Source organism: Salinibacterium sp. AL4.1 (assembly GCF_059767305.1).
Map to the genome: position 1 here is coordinate 282,631 of NZ_JBSOQK010000002.1, position 15,845 is coordinate 298,475.

The following is a 15,845-nucleotide window of genomic DNA, read 5'->3' on the forward strand; positions in this document are numbered from 1 at the left end:
AGCACCGGATGCCGCACTCTCGAATGTGGGAGTTTGTGGCTTTTTCTGTATTTGCGTTGCATTGCCACAGGAAGCCGCGTAGTCTCACAGAAACGCAGTCGGGTGCGTTGACAATCAAAGGAGATTACGGATGTACGCAGAAGAGCGGCAACAGCACATAGAGGGACAACTTGCTGAAGCTGGCCGCGTCGCTGTAATCGACCTCGCTCGCACGTTCGACGTGTCGAGCGAAACGGTCCGTCGAGACCTCGATCAGCTTGAAGCACGAGGCGTATTGCGCCGCGTGCACGGGGGCGCGGTCTCGGCGGCTCGGATTAGTCGCGTTGAAGAAAGCGTCGCCGCCCGCACCGACCGCAACTCCGATGCTAAAGAGCGCATTGCGCTGGCAGCGATGGCTCTCATTCCGTCCACCTTCACGGGCGCGATCAGCATCGACTCGGGCACCACGACCAGCCGCCTGGCTCAGCACTTGCGCGACTGGCAGCCCGCGGCATCCGCCGGTTCGCTGACGGTCGTCACTAACTCGATCTCCATCGCGGCGATCGTGAGCGAGAACCCGCACATTGAGGTTCAGCTCATCGGCGGTCGCCTGCGCGGTATCACGGGGGCTGCGGTTGGTTCCGCCACGCTCACGCAACTCTCGGGCATCCGCCCCGACATTGCTTTCCTCGGTGCCAACGGCGTTCATGCCGACTTCGGCTTCAGCACGCCCGACCCTGACGAAGCGGCCGTGAAGAGCGCGCTCACTCGAGGTTCGCGTCGCGCCATCGCCCTGGTCGACGCCTCGAAGCTCGGCATCGAAACCCTCATGAGTTTCGCCTCACTCTCGGAGGTCGACACGATCATCACTGACCACTCTCCCGACGAGGACCTCACCCTTGCCCTTGAGCGCGCGGATGTCGAAACGGTGATCGCATGATCGTCACCGTCACCGCCAACCCCAGCCTCGATCGCACGATCGAGCTCGACTCCGCTCTCGACCGCGGCGAAGTTCAGCGTTCGATTGCCAGCAGTGAACAGCCCGGCGGCAAGGGCGTCAACGTGTCGCGAGCACTCATCGCGTCGGGACTCGACACGATTGCGGTGCTTCCCGGCGATACTTCTGACCCGATGCTCGTCGCCCTGCGCGCCGAGCACACTCCGACCGCTGGGCTGCCGATCGCGGGTCGCGTGCGCTCTAACGTGACGATCACCGAGCCCGATGGCACGACCACCAAGATCAACGAGCCCGGTCCGCAGCTCTCCGCCGACGACGATGCCGCACTGATTGATCTCGTGGTCTCGCACGCGCGCCGAGCCGAGTGGGTTGTTCTTGCCGGCTCGCTTCCTCCCGGGCTGAGCAGCGACTTCTACGTTCGCGTGGTTCACGCTATTCGCGCCGCCACCAACGGGCACGGACCGCGCATCGCCGTTGATTCTTCAGGTGCCCCGATGCAGGCCCTCATCGAATCAGGCATTGGCGTTGACCTCATCAAGCCCAACTCTGAAGAGCTCGCCGAAATGACCGGCCTGGCCGACACCTTTGAAGACGACCCGGATGCCGCCGCTGCCGCCGCTCTCAGCCTTGTCGCTCGCGGCTGCCGTGCCGTACTCGCCACTCTCGGATCACGCGGAGCGCTCCTCGTGACCGCCGACGAAACCTGGCGAGCCACCATGCCTCCCGTCGCGGCCAAAAGCACCGTCGGCGCCGGCGATGCCTCCCTCGCTGGGTACCTTCTCGCCGACCAACGCGGTGCTGCCCCCGAACGACGACTGGCCCAGGCCGTCGCCCACGGAGCAGCCGCCGCTGCCCTCCCCGGCAGCACGATGCCGAGCCCAGAAAATACCACCCCCGACGCCGCTGACGTGCACCTGCTCAGCCGCCCCACCGCACCATGAACCTCAGCACGCCAACTGCTGCCTACAAGGAGAAAGCAATGTCGCAACTCATCACCCCCGACCTCGTATTGTTGGATGCCGATCTCGGCACCGACCGCGAAAGTGTCATTCGCGCGCTGACGAATCTCGTCGCCGAACAGGGTCGGGCCACCGCTGCAGAATCACTTTTTGACGACGCCTGGGCTCGCGAACAACTCACCGACACGGGAGTTCCCGGCGGTATCGCGATTCCTCACTGCCGTTCCGAAGCCGTCACCGAAGCAACCCTCGTAATGGCACGCCTCGCGCCTGCCGTTGACTTTGGTGCCACGGATGCTCCCGCCGACCTCATTTTCTTGATTGCGGCCCCGGCCGGTGCCGACCAAGAACACCTCACGGTGCTCTCCGCTCTCGCCCGCTCGCTCGTGAACCCCGAATTCGTTGACAGCCTGCGCGCTGCGGCGACTCGCGAAGAAATCGTGGCCCTCGTGGAGCAGGCAACCGCTCCCGAAGAGAAGGCTGCGCCCGCCGCCGCGACTGCTTCTGCAACTTCTTCCCCGGATGCGAGTGCAGACGCGGACGCCGCCGCTCGCCCCGTGCTGATTGCCGTCACCGCGTGCCCCACCGGCATCGCCCACACGTACATGGCGGCCGATTCACTCGCCGCTGCCGCTGAGCGTGCTGGCGTAGAACTCCACGTCGAGACTCAGGGCTCGTCGGGGTCGACGCCGCTTGATCCTGCGGTGATTGCTGCGGCATCCGCTGTCATCTTTGCTGTCGATGTGGATGTTCGCGACAAGGCTCGCTTCGCCGGCAAGGCTGTTGTGCAGTCGCCCGTGAAGCGCGGCATTGACGCCCCCGATGCGATGATCGCGGAAGCCCTTGCCGCCGGCGGCGACCCCAACGCCCCGCGCGTTGCCGGGGGCGGAGCAGCCAGCGAAGCCACCAGCAGCACGAGCGACGAGCACTTCGGCCAGACCGTCAAGCGCGCTCTGCTCACCGGTGTGAGCTACATGATTCCGTTCGTAGCCGGTGGCGGTCTGTTGATCGCGCTCGGCTTCCTGCTCGGCGGCTACCTCATCACCGAAACCGCGGGAAGCATCATCGTGGAGAACAGTCTGTGGAACCTGCCTGAGGGCGGCATTGCTGCCTACCTCGGCGCCGCGGCCTTCCAGATCGGTGCCGCCTCGATGGGCTTCCTCGTTCCCGCTCTTGCCGGTTACATCGCCTATGCGATCGCTGACCGCCCCGGTATCGCTCCCGGTTTCACCGCCGGTGCGGTAGCTGGCCTCATGGGTGCCGGCTTCCTCGGCGGTATCGTCGGTGGTCTCCTCGCGGGTGTTGCCGCTCACTGGCTCGCTCAGCGCAAGACCGCCGCGTGGTTCCGTGGCCTCATGCCTGTTGTTGTGATTCCGCTGCTCGCGTCGATCTTCGCCTCCGGCCTCATGGTGCTGATTCTCGGCGGACCGATCGCTTCGCTTACCGTGGCTCTCAATGACTTCCTCAACGGCCTGAACGGGGCATCCGCCATCGTTCTCGGTCTCATCCTGGGAGCCATGATGGGCTTCGACCTCGGTGGTCCCGTCAACAAGGTTGCGTACTCGTTCGCCGTCGCCGGCCTCGGTGCGGGTGCGATCGACAATCAGGGACCGTGGATGATCATGGCCGCTGTCATGGCATCCGGAATGGTTGCTCCGCTCGCGATGGCTCTCGCCTCCACCGTTCTCGCTCGTCGCCTGTTCTCGCCCGTTGAGAAGGAAAACGGCAAGGCTGCATGGTTGCTCGGTGCTTCGTTTATCTCCGAGGGCGCCATCCCGTTCGCTGCTGCTGACCCGCTGCGCGTGATCCCCGCCAGCGCGATCGGTAGTGCGGTTACAGGTGCCATGATCATGGCGTTCGGTGTCACCTCGCAGGCACCTCACGGTGGTGTGTTCGTGTTCTTCGCGATCAACCCGTTCCCGATGTTCCTGGTCGCGATTGTCGCAGGAACCATCGTTGCGGCACTGATGGTGGTCGCCCTCAAGCGCTTCGTGCGCAAGAGCGAGCCCGTGGCATCCACCGCCGCTCAGGTACCGGTGGCCGCCTAAAGTCGTAGGCTGGGGTCCGGGCGCACTGCGACTCAGTCGCAGAGTGCCCGGTCTCGACACTGCGCAAGGAGCATCAATGAAGATCACCGACAACGTCTATATCGATGCGCCAGTGGAGAGAGTGTTCGAGACATTCTGCGATCTCGACAACGCCCCGACCAACGTCAGCGGCATCATCGCACTAGACGTGCTCGAGGGCCCCGCGCAGCTAGAGGTGGGCACCAAGTGGCGCGAGACCCGTGTTTTTGCTGGCAAGGAGGCCACCGAAACGATGTGGGTCACCGCGTACGAAGAGGATGTGTCGTACACCGTCGACGCCGAGTCACACGGCATGCACTACCAAAGCGTGTACCTCTTCATGCCGAGTCATGGCGGAACGCGCCTCGATTACCGCTTCACGATGACGCCCCTGAACTTCGGCGCACGTCTCATGAGCATCGTCGGCCTCGTGTTTTTGGGAGCGACCAAAAAGGCGCTCACGAAGGACCACCACGAGTTGAAAGTTGCCTGCGAGGCGCAGGCGTAGTCGCTCCGGACCCTAGGGCTACTTTTTCTTAGCCTGCAACGCCGCTTCGTACAGTTCACGCTTGCTCAGCCCGGTCTGCTCGGCCACTTCGGTTGCCGCTTCTTTCAAGCGAGCACCGTCGGCTACGAGCGAGAGCACGTAGGTGACCGCGGTTGGCAGGTCGGATGTCGCGGGGGCTGCACCTTCGACGACGAGACAGATCTCGCCCCGGGCTCCGTCTTTGAACTTCTCAGCGAGCTCAGCGGCGGTGCCGCGAGCGACCTCTTCGTACATCTTGGTGAGTTCGCGGCACACGACAGCGCGACGGCCATCGCCCAGGGCGGTGGCGAGGTCGGCGAGCGCCGCCGGCAGCCGATTGGGGCTCTCGAAGAACACCATCGTACGTTCTTCGCGAGCAAGCCCACGGAAGTACGCGACCCGTCCCTTGCGGGGCAAGAAACCTTCGAAGCTGAAGCGGTCGGTGGGCAAGCCCGACACCGCGAGGGCGGTGAGCACGGCACTCGGTCCGGGCAGAGCGGTAACGGTGACCCCGGCGGCGGCCGCCGCCGCAACGAGCGGGAATCCCGGGTCGCTGATGGCGGGCATTCCAGCATCGCTCAGGACCACGACGTCAGCGTCGCGCGCGAGCTCAACAATCTCTGTCGCCTTCTCCGACTCGTTGTGCTCGTGCAGCGGAATCAGTCGCGGGCGGTTCTCAATGCCCAAAGCCCGCATGAGATGGATGGTCGTTCTCGTGTCTTCGCTCGCGATCACCTCGGCGTTCGTCAGTGCCTCGATGAGACGCTGAGAAGCGTCGCCCAGATTGCCGATGGGAGTCGCCGCAAGAATGATCACTCCCCCATTCTCCCACCCGCTCTCGCTGTGTGCGGCGCGGGTACATTCCGACGAAATCTGACGTGCGCAAAGCACCCCTGCCGAGGTCGTAGTGTTGCACTATGTCGACTCCCCCGCCCTTGAGAGGAACCCCTCTCGGCGCCGCCATGCTCGTGGTCTTTGGGCTGATCTTTCAAGACGTGGGTGCCTCGGTCGCCGTGTTGCTGTTTCCCGAGGTGGGGCCTGCCGGAATGGTCTCCCTGCGGCTGGTTTTCTCGGCGGCAATCTTGCTCGCCATAGCCCGCCCCAACCTGCGGGCTATCTCGAAGCGCGCGTGGATCATGGCCGTCATTTTTGGTATTTCGCTCGGCGGCATGAACCTGCTGTTCTACGAAGCCCTCTCGCGCGTTGACCTTGGCGCGACCGTCACGATCGAGGTGCTTGGTCCGCTCGTTCTTTCCGTCATTGTGGCTCGTCGTGCCAGCGCCTGGCTCTGGGCAGTGCTCGCCTTCGCCGGCGTTGCCCTGCTGAGCCTCGGCAGCATCGGAGCTCTTGACCCCGTCGGTGTCGCCTTCGCGCTAGCCGCCGCCGTCTCGTGGGCAGGCTACATTCTGGCGTCACGCAAGACTGGGCAAGTCTTTGCTGGATTGGATGGCCTCGCCATCGCCATGGCGATCGGCGCGATCATCAGCCTTCCCTTCGGCATCATCCAAGCGGGTAGCACTCTGCTCGAGCCGTCAATTCTGGTGCGCGGCCTCGCGGTGGCTATTTGCTCTTCGGCAATCCCTTACGCCCTCGAACTCATTGCGTTGCGACGCATCTCCGCTGCCGCTTTCTCGGTGCTCATGGCACTGGCTCCGGCCATTGCGACGGGTGCGGGATTCTTCGTGCTCGGCCAGAGCATCACGCTCATCCAGGGCGTCGGAATAGTGCTCGTGATCGCAGCCTCTATTGGGGCGGTGCGGGCGGCATCCCGCGTCCCCGGAGCACCCGGAGCGGGGCCGAACGCACTACTGCCCGAAGAGACTCCGCTGTAGAGCGAAGCTTCTCCGGGCAGGCACGCTGGGCGTGCGATTGCTAGCAAGCAGCCGCTAGCGAGCGGTCGGTGCCGCCTCCGAGGAAGTGCTCGCGTCATCCGGTTCAACGGCGTGGATGGGGTGGCTGCGCTCGAGCGCGGCTCCCTCGACATCCACGCTCGGCAGGATGCGGTCGAGCCAGCGAGGCAACCACCACACCGACTTGCCGAACAGGTGCATCAGGGCGGGGACGAACATCATCCGCACGACGAAGGCGTCGAAGAGCACGCCGATGGCGAGGCCGAAGCCGAGCGGGCGAACGATCGCCAAGTGCGAGAAGACGAAGCCTCCGAAGACGGCGATCATGATGATGGCGGCGGCGGTGACGACGGCACGACCACTGCGCAGCCCGCTCACGACGGCAGCCCTGGCGGGCACCCCGTGAATGTACGCTTCGCGCATCCCCGAGACGAGGAAGAGCTGGTAGTCCATCGCGAGGCCGAACAGCACGCCCATGATGATGATCGGGGCGAAGTTCAGCAACGGGCCCGGATCAGTGACGCCGAAGAGCGCGCCCAACCAACCCCACTGGTACACGGCAACCATCGCGCCGAAGGCCGCCAGCAGCGACAGCACGTAGCCCGCGGTCGCGATAACCGGCACGAGAAGCGAGCGGAACACCAGAATCAGGATGATCAGCGACAGGCCGACGACGACCGCGAGGTACAGCGGCAGCACGTTAGCGAGGTTCTCGGAGATGTCGATGTTTCCGCTGGCCGAGCCAGCAACTCCGAGCTCGATGTCTCCCGCTAGCGGAGAGCTATCGCGCAACTCGTGAACGAGCTCGCCCGTCGACACGCTCGTGGGCCCTTCCACAGGAACGAGCTGGAACGCGAAGTAATCCCGATCAGCAGAGACGCCGATGGGTGCGACAGCTTCGACGTCATCGAAGGCGAGTAGCTGGTCAACGAGATCGGCTTGGGTTTCGAGCTCGTCGTCTTCGGAGACGCCAGTGGGGAGCGTCGCCGTGACAAGGAGGGTGCCATTTTGGCCCGCCCCGAACTCTTCGGCGATCGTCGTATAGGTGCGGTATTGCGTGGAATCTGCGGGTTCTGACGAGCCGTCGGGAAGCCCCAACCGCATCGACAGCGCCGGAATCGCGACGATTAGCAGCCCGAGCGTTGCCACAATGAGCATGACAACCGCGCGGCTGGTGCGCATCGCGCGGGCCGGAGGAAGTACGTGCGACTCGTGACCAATGTTGGCGCGGGCCTTGCGAGAAAGCACGCGCTTGCCGAGCAGCGCCAACAGGGCCGGAGTGAGGCTCACAGCGATCAGCACCGAGATGAGAACGCAGACAGCGCCGACCGTACCCATGACGCCGAGGAACGGGATGCCGCTCACATTGAGTGCGAGCAGCGCGACGAGAACCGTCGACCCGGCGAACAGCACCGCGTTACCCGAGGTTCCGTTGGCGAGACCGATCGACTCGTGGAGTTCCATGCCCGCCGCGAGTTGGCGACGGTGACGCTGCACGATGAAGAGCGTGTAGTCGATACCGACAGCGAGGCCGAGCATCACACCCAGAATCGGCGTCACGGAGGTCATCTCGACTACCCCGGAGAAGGCGAGCGAGCCTGCGACACCGACGCCGACACCGATGATTGACGACACGATCGGCAGCGTTGCCGGTAAGAAGGAGCGGAACAGCACGAGCAAAACGACGCCAGCCAGCAGCACGCCGATAATCTCACCGATGCCCAACAAGCCATCGGTGGAGAGCGTCAGCGTCGACGAATAATCGACCGTCACGCCCTCGATGTCGACACTGTCCAGTTTTTCGGTGATCTCGCTCTTGGTCTCCGCCGAGAGGTCGAGAAGTTCGCTGTCGAAGGTGATGAGACCGAGAGCCGTCGCGCCATCGTCGGAGACGAAGCTGATGTTGGCGGCTGCATCCATGAGGCGCTCGCCAAAGCCGAGCTCACGCTCTTGCTTGCCGAGCTCGATGACACCTTCTTCCCACGCGTCTTCTTGCACGCCCAGTTCGTCGAATACCGCGTCGAGCTGTGCCTGCTGAGCATCGAACTCGGCCTGCGAGAGCTCGTAGTAACCACCAGCCTCAGCTTCGGCGATCGCGGCATCCAGCTGGATCTGCCCGTTCTCGTATTGCTCGAAGGCGGCGTCAAGCTGGTCGCGAGCCTCGACGAGTTGCGCGTTGGCAGCGTCGATCTGTTCGCGCCCGTCCACGAGCTGTTGCGATTGCTCTTCACGCTGAGCGTCGGTCTCGAAGGGGTCGATGACCGCGCTGACATCGCTCTGCGAGGTGAGGTCGGCGAGAGCATCCGAGATCTCACTTTGCTGGGAGTCGCTCAGCGCGCTGCCGTCTTCTGAGCTGAACACAACCGTGGCAGAGATTCCGCCCACGTTGCCGAGTTGTTCGGTGAGTTCATCGGCGACGCGTTCGGTTTCGGTACCAGGAATCGTCATGGTTGACGACAGGGTGCCGCCGAAGAGCGCGAAAGCTCCGCCAGCAAGGCCAAGCACGGCGATCCAGCTCACGATAAAGAGCCAAGCGCGGCGGGCCGATAGACGGCCAAGGCGGTACAGGAGTTCAGCCATGCTGAAGAAAACCTCTCGTCGGGAACACAAAAACGAGCACGTCTTCGGGCCAGACTCCAGCCTAAGTCCCCAACACTGAGTTTTCCAACACTTGTCGGAAAACTCACCCCTTTGCGGGGTATCTCTGCAATGATCGACGGATGGATGCTCGCGTAGAACGAACCCGGCGAAGCCTGCAACAGGCTCTCTTTTCGCTCGCCCAAGAGCAACCACTCGATGAAGTGACGGTCGCCGAGATCGTAGAACGTGCCGGCGTCAACCGCAGCAGCTTCTACCAACACTTCGCCGACAAAGAGACGCTGCTCGCTTTTGCCATCGAGGCCGCCGCCGAGGATGCGGGAGTGCAACTCGTTGACCTCGATCCCCTCAGCGCCGATCCGCCGCCAGCGCTCCTGAACTACCTCTCGCACCTCGACGACAACGCTGCCATCTACGCCAGCGCTCTCGGCCCGCGCGGCTCCGCTCTCGTGGGATCGCGACTGCGAGCACGCCTGAACCTCATCGTGCGTCAAGGGATTCTCGACCACGACCCCGCTGCCCCCGACGGGGTCGCCCTCGACATCGCGAGCGCCAGCGTCACCGGCGCCACCTTCGGAATTATCGATGTCTGGCTCGCTATGACTCCGCGACCGCCGGCTCGTGCCGCGGCCGACTGGATCTGGCAGACCTTCACCGCGCCCCACGAACGTTCAACGCTGAGTACGATTGCCGAGTGAGCCAGAGCAACCCGCACGACTTCGACGCCATTCTGGCAAGCGATTCGCCGGGGAGTTCAGCTGAGACCACCGCTGCTTCCGGCGCAGATTCTGCCGCGATCCCTTCTACCGCTGGCCACCACTACGCCACCGCCGGGGGTTCCCGCGTCGATGACTGGTGGGCGGCGAGAAGTCCACTGACCCGACGTTGGCTCGGGTGGGCCGGGCCGGCGATCGTGCTGGCGATCGCCGCGTTCACGCGACTGGTCGGCCTCGCGCATCCGTCATCGCTGGTTTTTGATGAGACCTTCTATGTGAAGGATTCGTGGACGCTCGTGAACCTCGGCTACGAGGCGCAGTGGCCGGCCGAAGCGGATGCCTTATTCAACAGCGGCAAGGTCAACATCTTTCTGAATGACCCATCCTTTGTGGTGCATCCTCCGCTCGGCAAGTGGTTGATTGGTTTGGGCATGCTGCCGGGCGGCGGCGAAGACCCGTTCGGCTGGCGCATCGCCACGGCCCTCGTCGGCATTCTCGCGGTCGTTGTGCTCATGCTGATCGCCAAGAAACTCTTCGGCTCCACGCTGCTCGCAACCCTGGCCGGGTTGCTGATGGCGATCGATGGCAACGCGATTGTCATGAGCCGCGTCGCCTTGCTCGACAATTTCGTCATGATCTTCGCTCTGCTCGGGGTCGGCGCGATGCTGCTCGATCGCGAGCATTCGGCCACCCGACTGGCGCTGTGGATTAGTCGCCGTGGGCTTCGCGGTGCGAGCACCGAATGGGGCCCGGCGCTGTGGTGGCGGCCGTGGCTCATGCTCGCCGCCGTTGCCTTCGGACTCGCTGCCGCCGTCAAATGGAACGGTCTCTACTTCTTGGCGGCCTTCGCCGTCTACAGCCTGGTGGTGGATGCCCTCGCTCGTCGCCAAGCTGGCATCAGCTTCTGGGGCTCCGGCACTCTCTTCAAGCAAGCCCCCGTGAGCTTCCTGCTGACCGTGCCGGTTGCGCTGCTCGTGTACCTCAGTACGTGGACGGGCTGGTTTCTCAGCGACGACGGCTACGACCGATCGTGGGCCGAAAGTGACGGCAACGCCTGGACCGGTGCTCTCAGCTGGGTGCCTCTCGACCTGCAAAGCCTGTGGCACTTTCAGTCGAGCGTGTACAGCTATCACGTGGGCGAAACCCGACCGCACCCCTACCAAGCGAACCCTCTGACGTGGCTGCTGCTCATCCGCCCCACGAGCATGTTCTACGAGAATCTCTCCCGCGGCGACGACGGCTGTTTCGCGGATGCCTGCGGCGCCTCCATCTCTGGAATCGCCAACCCGATCATCTGGTGGGCTGCGACCGCCGCCATGCTGTACCTCGTGTATCGCTTGGTTCGGTACCGCCAGTGGCAGACCGGCTTCATTCTGATGGGCGTCGCCGCCGGCTACTTGCCGTGGTTGTTGTACCTGAACCGCACCGTTTTTCAGTTCTACACGATCGTGTTCGAGCCGTACCTGATTTTGGCGCTCGTGGCGGCGCTCGGGGTGATCCTCGGCAGCCGCGACGACGACCGTTATCGACGAACGAGCGGCCTCGGGGTCGTCGCAGTGTTCGTGGTCGTCGTGATCGCGGTCAGCGTGTTCTTCTGGCCGCTCTGGACCGGTCAGGTCATTGACTACGACCTGCTGCGCCTGCGCTGGTGGTTGCCGACCTGGATCTAGGCCAGCCGTTTCGTGGCGTTCTGTTACGTCACAAATCTGTAGGCGGCATCCGCTTGGGTAGCCTGTGGCTATGGCTGATCAGAGTGGTTCCGACCGCAACTATGGTTTTCGCACGCGCGCAATTCACGCGGGCAACATCCCCGATGCGACAACGGGCTCTCGCGCCCTGCCGATTTACCAGACGAGCGCGTACGTCTTTGATGACACCGCGGATGCCGCGGCCCGCTTTGCGCTGCAGAAGTACGGCAACATCTATTCCCGGCTTGCCAACCCGACGGTCGCGAGTTTCGAGGAACGAGTTGCGTCGCTCGAGGGCGGACTCGGCGCCGTTGCTACCGGCAGTGGGCTGAGCGCGCAGTTCATTACCTTCGCGTCGCTCGCCGGTGCCGGCGATCACATTGTGTCGAGCGCAAATCTCTATGGCGGGTCCATCACTCAGTTGGATGTCACGCTGCGTCGTTTTGGGGTGGAGACCACGTTCGTGCGCTCCGCCGACCCCGAGGACTATGCGGCGGCCATCACTGACAAGACCAAGCTGATTTTCGCGGAGACCATCGCGAACCCGTCGGGCGAGATTGCCGATATTGAGGGTTTGGCGGAGGTTGCTCATGCTCACAATCTGCCGCTCATCATCGACTCGACGGTCGCGACACCGTACCTGAACCGCCCGATTGAGTGGGGCGCCGATGTCGTCACGCACTCGGCTACGAAGTTCTTGGGTGGCGCGGGCACGACCCTCGGCGGCGTAGTGGTGGAGAGCGGTCGCTTCGACTGGGCCACCGACCGCTTCCCCCTTTTCGATGAGCCTGTGCCAAGCTATGGCGGCCTCAACTGGAGCGGCAACTTTGGCGAGTACGCCTTCCTCACTCGCTTGCGCGCTGAGCAGCTACGCGACATCGGGCCCGCCCTGTCGCCGCACTCGGCCTGGTTGCTCGCGACCGGAGTCGAAACCCTTCCCTTCCGGATGCAAGCCCACGTCGACAACGCGCGCACCGTCGCCGAGTGGCTCGAAGCCGATTCGCGAGTCGAGACCGTGTACTGGGCGGGGCTGCCGGGGCATCCGCACTTCGAGCGTGCGCAGAAGTACCTGCCGAAGGGCGCCGGCTCGGTGTTCTCGTTCGAGGTTCGCGGATCAGCAACCCAGAACAGCCGGGCTGTCGGGCAAAAGTTCATCGAGAGCGTGGAGCTAGCCAGCCACCTCGCCAACATTGGTGACGCGAAAACGCTCGTGATTCATCCCGCATCGACAACGCACGCGCAGCTCACCGAGCAGCAGCTCACCGATGCAGGCGTACTGCCCGGTGTCGTTCGCATCAGCGTGGGAATTGAAGACCCCGAAGACATCATCGCCGACCTCGACCAGGCGCTGACCGCAGCGACGAAGGGCTAACGATGTCGACCGAAGAACTCCAGACCACCCAGCTCAGCAACGGGCTCACGTGCGACCTGCCCGCCAGCTCGCCGCTCGCCAAACTGCTCAAGTCGCAGCGAACCTGGGTCGGGCCGGATGCCAAGAAGCGTGCCGCAATCCTGCGCGGTGCGAAGTCAATTGCGATCGTCGGCGCCTCGCCGAATCCCTCGCGGTCGAGCTATTTCGTGGGCACCTACCTGCTGCAGTCGACCAACTACACGGTGTATTTCGTGAACCCCAACGCCGATACGATCCTCGGCGAGAAGGCGTATCCCGATCTGGCATCGTTGCCCGAAGTGCCCGACATTGTGGATGTCTTTCGCAAAGCCAGCGACATCCCGAGCGTGATCGACGATGTGCTCGCCATCGGTGCGAAGGCTGTGTGGGTGCAGCTCGGCATCTGGAACGAAGAAGCCGCCGTCTACGGCGAATCGCAGGGGCTCACGGTGGTCATGGACCGCTGCCTCAAGGTGGAGCACGCCCGCTTCAACGGCGGGCTCAACCTCATGGGCTTCGACACCGGGGTTATCTCCTCGCGTCGCGCGGGGCGCTAGGCGAGCGGGGCGTTACTCACTCGGTACTCCCAGCAGGGCAAGGCCGTTGCGATCGCCGTGCTCGATCATTTCGCCGTAATACTCAATAACGAAGGTGCGGGCGAGTTGCCCAGCCCGAGCGCCGTCCTGGGCTTCGATGGCGTTGAAGATTTCGTAGTCGTGGGCGAGCGAGAGCTTCATCTGCGCACCGGAGTCAGGAGCGCTGTCGATGCGGTCATTGACCAAGTCAACGAGTGCGCCGCGAGCCGCATCACCGCAAATCTGCATGAGTTGGTTGTGGCTTGCCTCCCACACGGTGGCGTGAAAATCAACGTCTGCTTGGCTAAATGCCGCTGACCCGCCGGCGATGCTCGATTCCATTGCTTCGACGGCAGCGCGCATTTCTTCGAGCTGCTCGGGCGTTCGATGTTCGGCGGCAAGGGTGCAGGACGCCCCTTCGAGCATGACGCGGAATTCGACCAGCTCAGAGAGCTTGATCGTGCCACTGCGAACCAGCCGGTTCATCGCTTTGTGCAACGTTGCCGGCGACGCTTGAAGAATTTCGGGTCCACGCGGATCTCCGGGGCGCGAGCGAACAAGCCCGCCACTTTCGAGCACGCGGAGGGCTTCGCGCACGGTCGCACGGCTTACTGCAAAGGTACCCATGAGGTCCCGCTCACTCGGCAAACGGTCCCCGGGATTGAGCTGACGCGTCGCAATCGCTTGTTCGATCTGCTCCACGATTGCTTCGTAGGCGCGCACAGGCTTGACGGCGACGAACTCAGTTTTGTCAGTCATCTACTTTCCTTTTGCACATCATTGTTGCCGGTTTTCGATCATTTCGCGCCCCACGTTGACGACCTTCAACGACCGTGCCACACTATCGGACACGTCCTAAGTGTACTGGTCAGACCAGTTGTTTCAGGTCGTTATCCAGCACATTTCACCCCCGTTTCGCACCGCTTCATTCCCGCAATAATTCGGAAACAAACCAAGGAGATTGTCTAGACATGAGGTCCTTTACCCGGCGGAAATCCCTCGCCATCACCGCAACCGCAATGGTTGCTTCTCTCGCACTCGTCGGATGTTCAGCCGCTGACGATTCCAGCGATGCCGCCGCCAGCACCGAACTCGTCGTCGGTCTGCTCGCATCCCCGGCAAGCCTCGACTTCTCCACCACCGGTGGTGCCGCGATCCCGCAGGCGCTGCTCTACAACGTCTACGAAGGTCTCGTCAAAATCGACAACGCCGGCGACATCCAACCGCTGCTCGCCGAGTCCTACACGGTCAGTGATGATGGACTCGTCTACACGTTCCTGTTGCACGAGGGCGTGACCTTCTCCAACGGCTCACCCTTCACCGCCGAGAGCGTCAAATTCAGCCTCGAACGCGTTGCCGACAACTGGACCGCCAACGGCCCCGGCTACCTCGATCCCATCGCCTCCGTTGACGTGGTGTCAGACACCGAAGTGACCATCACGCTCAGCACCCCGAGCAATAGCTGGCTCTTCAACATGGCCGGCCCGGTTGGAACGATGTTCAGCCCCGACGGCATCGATGATCTCGCCACCGATCCAGTCGGAACCGGCCCATACGACGTGAGCGAGTTCACCTCCGGTACCAGCCTCGAGCTGACCGAACGTGAAGACTACTGGGGCGACGCTCCCTTCATGACCGATGTCACGTTCAACTACTACGCCGACGCCACCGCCCAGACGAATGCTCTCCTGGGTGGAGACATCGACCTCATCTCCGCGCTCACTGCTTACCAGCTCATCGGTCAGTTCGAATCGGATGACGACTTCACCGTCTACGAAGGAACCTCCACTGGCGAGACCACCATGACGCTAAACAACCAGAGCGACGCGTTCAGCGACGTTCGCGTTCGTCAAGCCGTCATGTATGCCGTTGACCGCCAAGCCGTGCTGGACACGGTGAACAGCGGTTACGGTTCACTCATCGGTTCGATGGTTCCGCCGACCGACCCGTGGTTCGACGACTCGCTTGTGGAGCTCTACCCCTACGACCCGGCCAAGGCCGAAGCTCTTCTGGCCGAAGCAGGCGTCAGCGACCTCACCGTCTCGATGAAGTTGCCCAACCTGCCGTACGCCATGGATGCCGGCCAGGTCGTCAAGGATCAGCTCGCTCAGGTCGGCATCACCGCCGACGTCACCACGCTGGAGTTCCCCGCAGTCTGGCTCGATGAGGTCTTCACCAACCACGATTACGACATCTCGATCATCGCCCACACGGAACCGCGTGACATCAGCGCGTTTGCAGCGCCGACCTACTACGCGGGTTACGACAACCCCGAAGTAATGGCCCTGTTCGCTGAAGCAGATGCAAGCGATGAAGCAACCTTCGTCGAGTTGATGAAAGAAGCTAGCGCGACCATGGCCGAAGAAGCCGCGGCCGACTGGCTCTTCCTCAACCCGAACGTGACGGCAGCAGACGCTGACCTCACCGGGGTTCCGCTGAACGCGCCGACGTTGTCATTCGACCTGACGACGATCGCACGCTAACAACCGCTTCACCAGCACTACTCCCCTGACGGGCGGAGTCGGGCGTCGCCATCTTCG

At 63.3% G+C, this 15,845-nt stretch carries 13 protein-coding genes; 10 read left to right on the plus strand and 3 right to left on the minus strand.

From position 1 onward, the window contains the following. Nucleotides 1-130 precede the first annotated feature (130 nt). From ACWTV3_RS10750 to ACWTV3_RS10765, 4 genes are all read left to right on the plus strand, one after another. Nucleotides 131-919 carry a DeoR/GlpR family DNA-binding transcription regulator gene (locus ACWTV3_RS10750; RefSeq protein WP_498478203.1) on the plus strand — a complete coding sequence of 263 codons (789 nt, stop codon included), beginning with the start codon at nucleotides 131-133 and terminating at the stop codon, nucleotides 917-919. Continuing rightward, nucleotides 916-1,878: a 1-phosphofructokinase family hexose kinase gene (locus tag ACWTV3_RS10755; RefSeq protein ID WP_498478204.1), complete on the plus strand. Its 963-nt coding sequence runs from the start codon at nucleotides 916-918 to the stop codon at nucleotides 1,876-1,878. Before ACWTV3_RS10750 ends, ACWTV3_RS10755 begins: the two co-directional genes overlap by 4 nt. Before the next feature lie 38 nt (nucleotides 1,879-1,916). Beyond that, complete coding sequence (locus ACWTV3_RS10760; protein WP_498478205.1) at nucleotides 1,917-3,944, plus strand: PTS fructose transporter subunit IIABC; 2,028 nt, start codon at nucleotides 1,917-1,919, stop codon at nucleotides 3,942-3,944. A gap of 76 nt (nucleotides 3,945-4,020) precedes the next feature. Continuing rightward, complete coding sequence (locus tag ACWTV3_RS10765; RefSeq protein WP_498478206.1) at nucleotides 4,021-4,470, plus strand: SRPBCC family protein; 450 nt, start codon at nucleotides 4,021-4,023, stop codon at nucleotides 4,468-4,470. Nucleotides 4,471-4,488: 18 nt separating this feature from the next. Here ACWTV3_RS10765 and rsmI read toward each other — a convergent pair whose 3' ends face one another. Then, nucleotides 4,489-5,304: a 16S rRNA (cytidine(1402)-2'-O)-methyltransferase gene (gene rsmI / locus ACWTV3_RS10770; RefSeq protein ID WP_498478207.1), complete on the minus strand. Its 816-nt coding sequence runs from the start codon at nucleotides 5,302-5,304 to the stop codon at nucleotides 4,489-4,491. A 146-nt stretch (nucleotides 5,305-5,450) separates the two neighbouring features. On the opposite strand from rsmI, the gene ACWTV3_RS10775 reads away from it, so the two are divergent. Beyond that, on the plus strand, nucleotides 5,451-6,320 hold the full coding sequence (locus ACWTV3_RS10775; RefSeq protein ID WP_498478543.1) for an EamA family transporter: 870 nt from the start codon (nucleotides 5,451-5,453) through the stop codon (nucleotides 6,318-6,320). A 54-nt stretch (nucleotides 6,321-6,374) separates the two neighbouring features. Here ACWTV3_RS10775 and ACWTV3_RS10780 read toward each other — a convergent pair whose 3' ends face one another. Then, nucleotides 6,375-8,918 carry an MMPL family transporter gene (locus ACWTV3_RS10780; protein ID WP_498478208.1) on the minus strand — a complete coding sequence of 848 codons (2,544 nt, stop codon included), beginning with the start codon at nucleotides 8,916-8,918 and terminating at the stop codon, nucleotides 6,375-6,377. Between the two features lie 140 nt (nucleotides 8,919-9,058). Between ACWTV3_RS10780 and ACWTV3_RS10785 the strand changes: the two genes are divergently transcribed. From ACWTV3_RS10785 to ACWTV3_RS10800, 4 genes are all read left to right on the plus strand, one after another. Then, the gene (locus ACWTV3_RS10785) at nucleotides 9,059-9,634 is read left to right on the plus strand and encodes a TetR/AcrR family transcriptional regulator (protein WP_498478209.1); all 576 of its coding nucleotides are present in this window, start codon (nucleotides 9,059-9,061) and stop codon (nucleotides 9,632-9,634) included. Next, nucleotides 9,631-11,322, plus strand: a complete 1,692-nt coding sequence (locus tag ACWTV3_RS10790) for a dolichyl-phosphate-mannose--protein mannosyltransferase (RefSeq protein WP_498478210.1) — start codon at nucleotides 9,631-9,633, stop codon at nucleotides 11,320-11,322. The genes ACWTV3_RS10785 and ACWTV3_RS10790 overlap by 4 nt, the downstream gene beginning before the upstream one ends. Nucleotides 11,323-11,392: 70 nt before the next feature. Next, complete coding sequence (locus tag ACWTV3_RS10795) at nucleotides 11,393-12,712, plus strand: O-acetylhomoserine aminocarboxypropyltransferase/cysteine synthase family protein (RefSeq protein ID WP_498478211.1); 1,320 nt, start codon at nucleotides 11,393-11,395, stop codon at nucleotides 12,710-12,712. Between the two features lie 2 nt (nucleotides 12,713-12,714). Beyond that, a complete protein-coding gene (locus ACWTV3_RS10800; protein WP_498478212.1) occupies nucleotides 12,715-13,287 on the plus strand; it encodes a CoA-binding protein in 573 nt (190 codons plus the stop codon). Nucleotides 13,288-13,299: 12 nt separating this feature from the next. On the opposite strand, the gene ACWTV3_RS10805 is transcribed toward ACWTV3_RS10800, so the two are convergent. After that, nucleotides 13,300-14,064 carry a FadR/GntR family transcriptional regulator gene (locus tag ACWTV3_RS10805; RefSeq protein WP_498478213.1) on the minus strand — a complete coding sequence of 255 codons (765 nt, stop codon included), beginning with the start codon at nucleotides 14,062-14,064 and terminating at the stop codon, nucleotides 13,300-13,302. A gap of 212 nt (nucleotides 14,065-14,276) precedes the next feature. Between ACWTV3_RS10805 and ACWTV3_RS10810 the strand changes: the two genes are divergently transcribed. Further along, entirely contained in the window at nucleotides 14,277-15,788 is a 1,512-nt protein-coding gene (locus ACWTV3_RS10810) for an ABC transporter substrate-binding protein (protein ID WP_498478214.1), read from the plus strand. Nucleotides 15,789-15,845: the final 57 nt, after the last annotated feature.

What these genes read in the sequence shown, in the direction of transcription:
- ACWTV3_RS10750 (WP_498478203.1), top strand. Translation starts at nt 131, where the DNA reads ATGTACGCAGAAGAGCGGCAACAGCACATAGAGGGACAACTTGCTGAA.
- ACWTV3_RS10755 (WP_498478204.1), top strand. Translation starts at nt 916, where the DNA reads ATGATCGTCACCGTCACCGCCAACCCCAGCCTCGATCGCACGATCGAG.
- ACWTV3_RS10760 (WP_498478205.1), top strand. Translation starts at nt 1,917, where the DNA reads ATGTCGCAACTCATCACCCCCGACCTCGTATTGTTGGATGCCGATCTC.
- ACWTV3_RS10765 (WP_498478206.1), top strand. Translation starts at nt 4,021, where the DNA reads ATGAAGATCACCGACAACGTCTATATCGATGCGCCAGTGGAGAGAGTG.
- ACWTV3_RS10775 (WP_498478543.1), top strand. Translation starts at nt 5,451, where the DNA reads ATGCTCGTGGTCTTTGGGCTGATCTTTCAAGACGTGGGTGCCTCGGTC.
- ACWTV3_RS10780 (WP_498478208.1), bottom strand. Translation starts at nt 8,918, where the DNA reads ATGGCTGAACTCCTGTACCGCCTTGGCCGTCTATCGGCCCGCCGCGCT.
- ACWTV3_RS10785 (WP_498478209.1), top strand. Translation starts at nt 9,059, where the DNA reads ATGGATGCTCGCGTAGAACGAACCCGGCGAAGCCTGCAACAGGCTCTC.
- ACWTV3_RS10795 (WP_498478211.1), top strand. Translation starts at nt 11,393, where the DNA reads ATGGCTGATCAGAGTGGTTCCGACCGCAACTATGGTTTTCGCACGCGC.
- ACWTV3_RS10800 (WP_498478212.1), top strand. Translation starts at nt 12,715, where the DNA reads ATGTCGACCGAAGAACTCCAGACCACCCAGCTCAGCAACGGGCTCACG.
- ACWTV3_RS10805 (WP_498478213.1), bottom strand. Translation starts at nt 14,064, where the DNA reads ATGACTGACAAAACTGAGTTCGTCGCCGTCAAGCCTGTGCGCGCCTAC.
- ACWTV3_RS10810 (WP_498478214.1), top strand. Translation starts at nt 14,277, where the DNA reads ATGAGGTCCTTTACCCGGCGGAAATCCCTCGCCATCACCGCAACCGCA.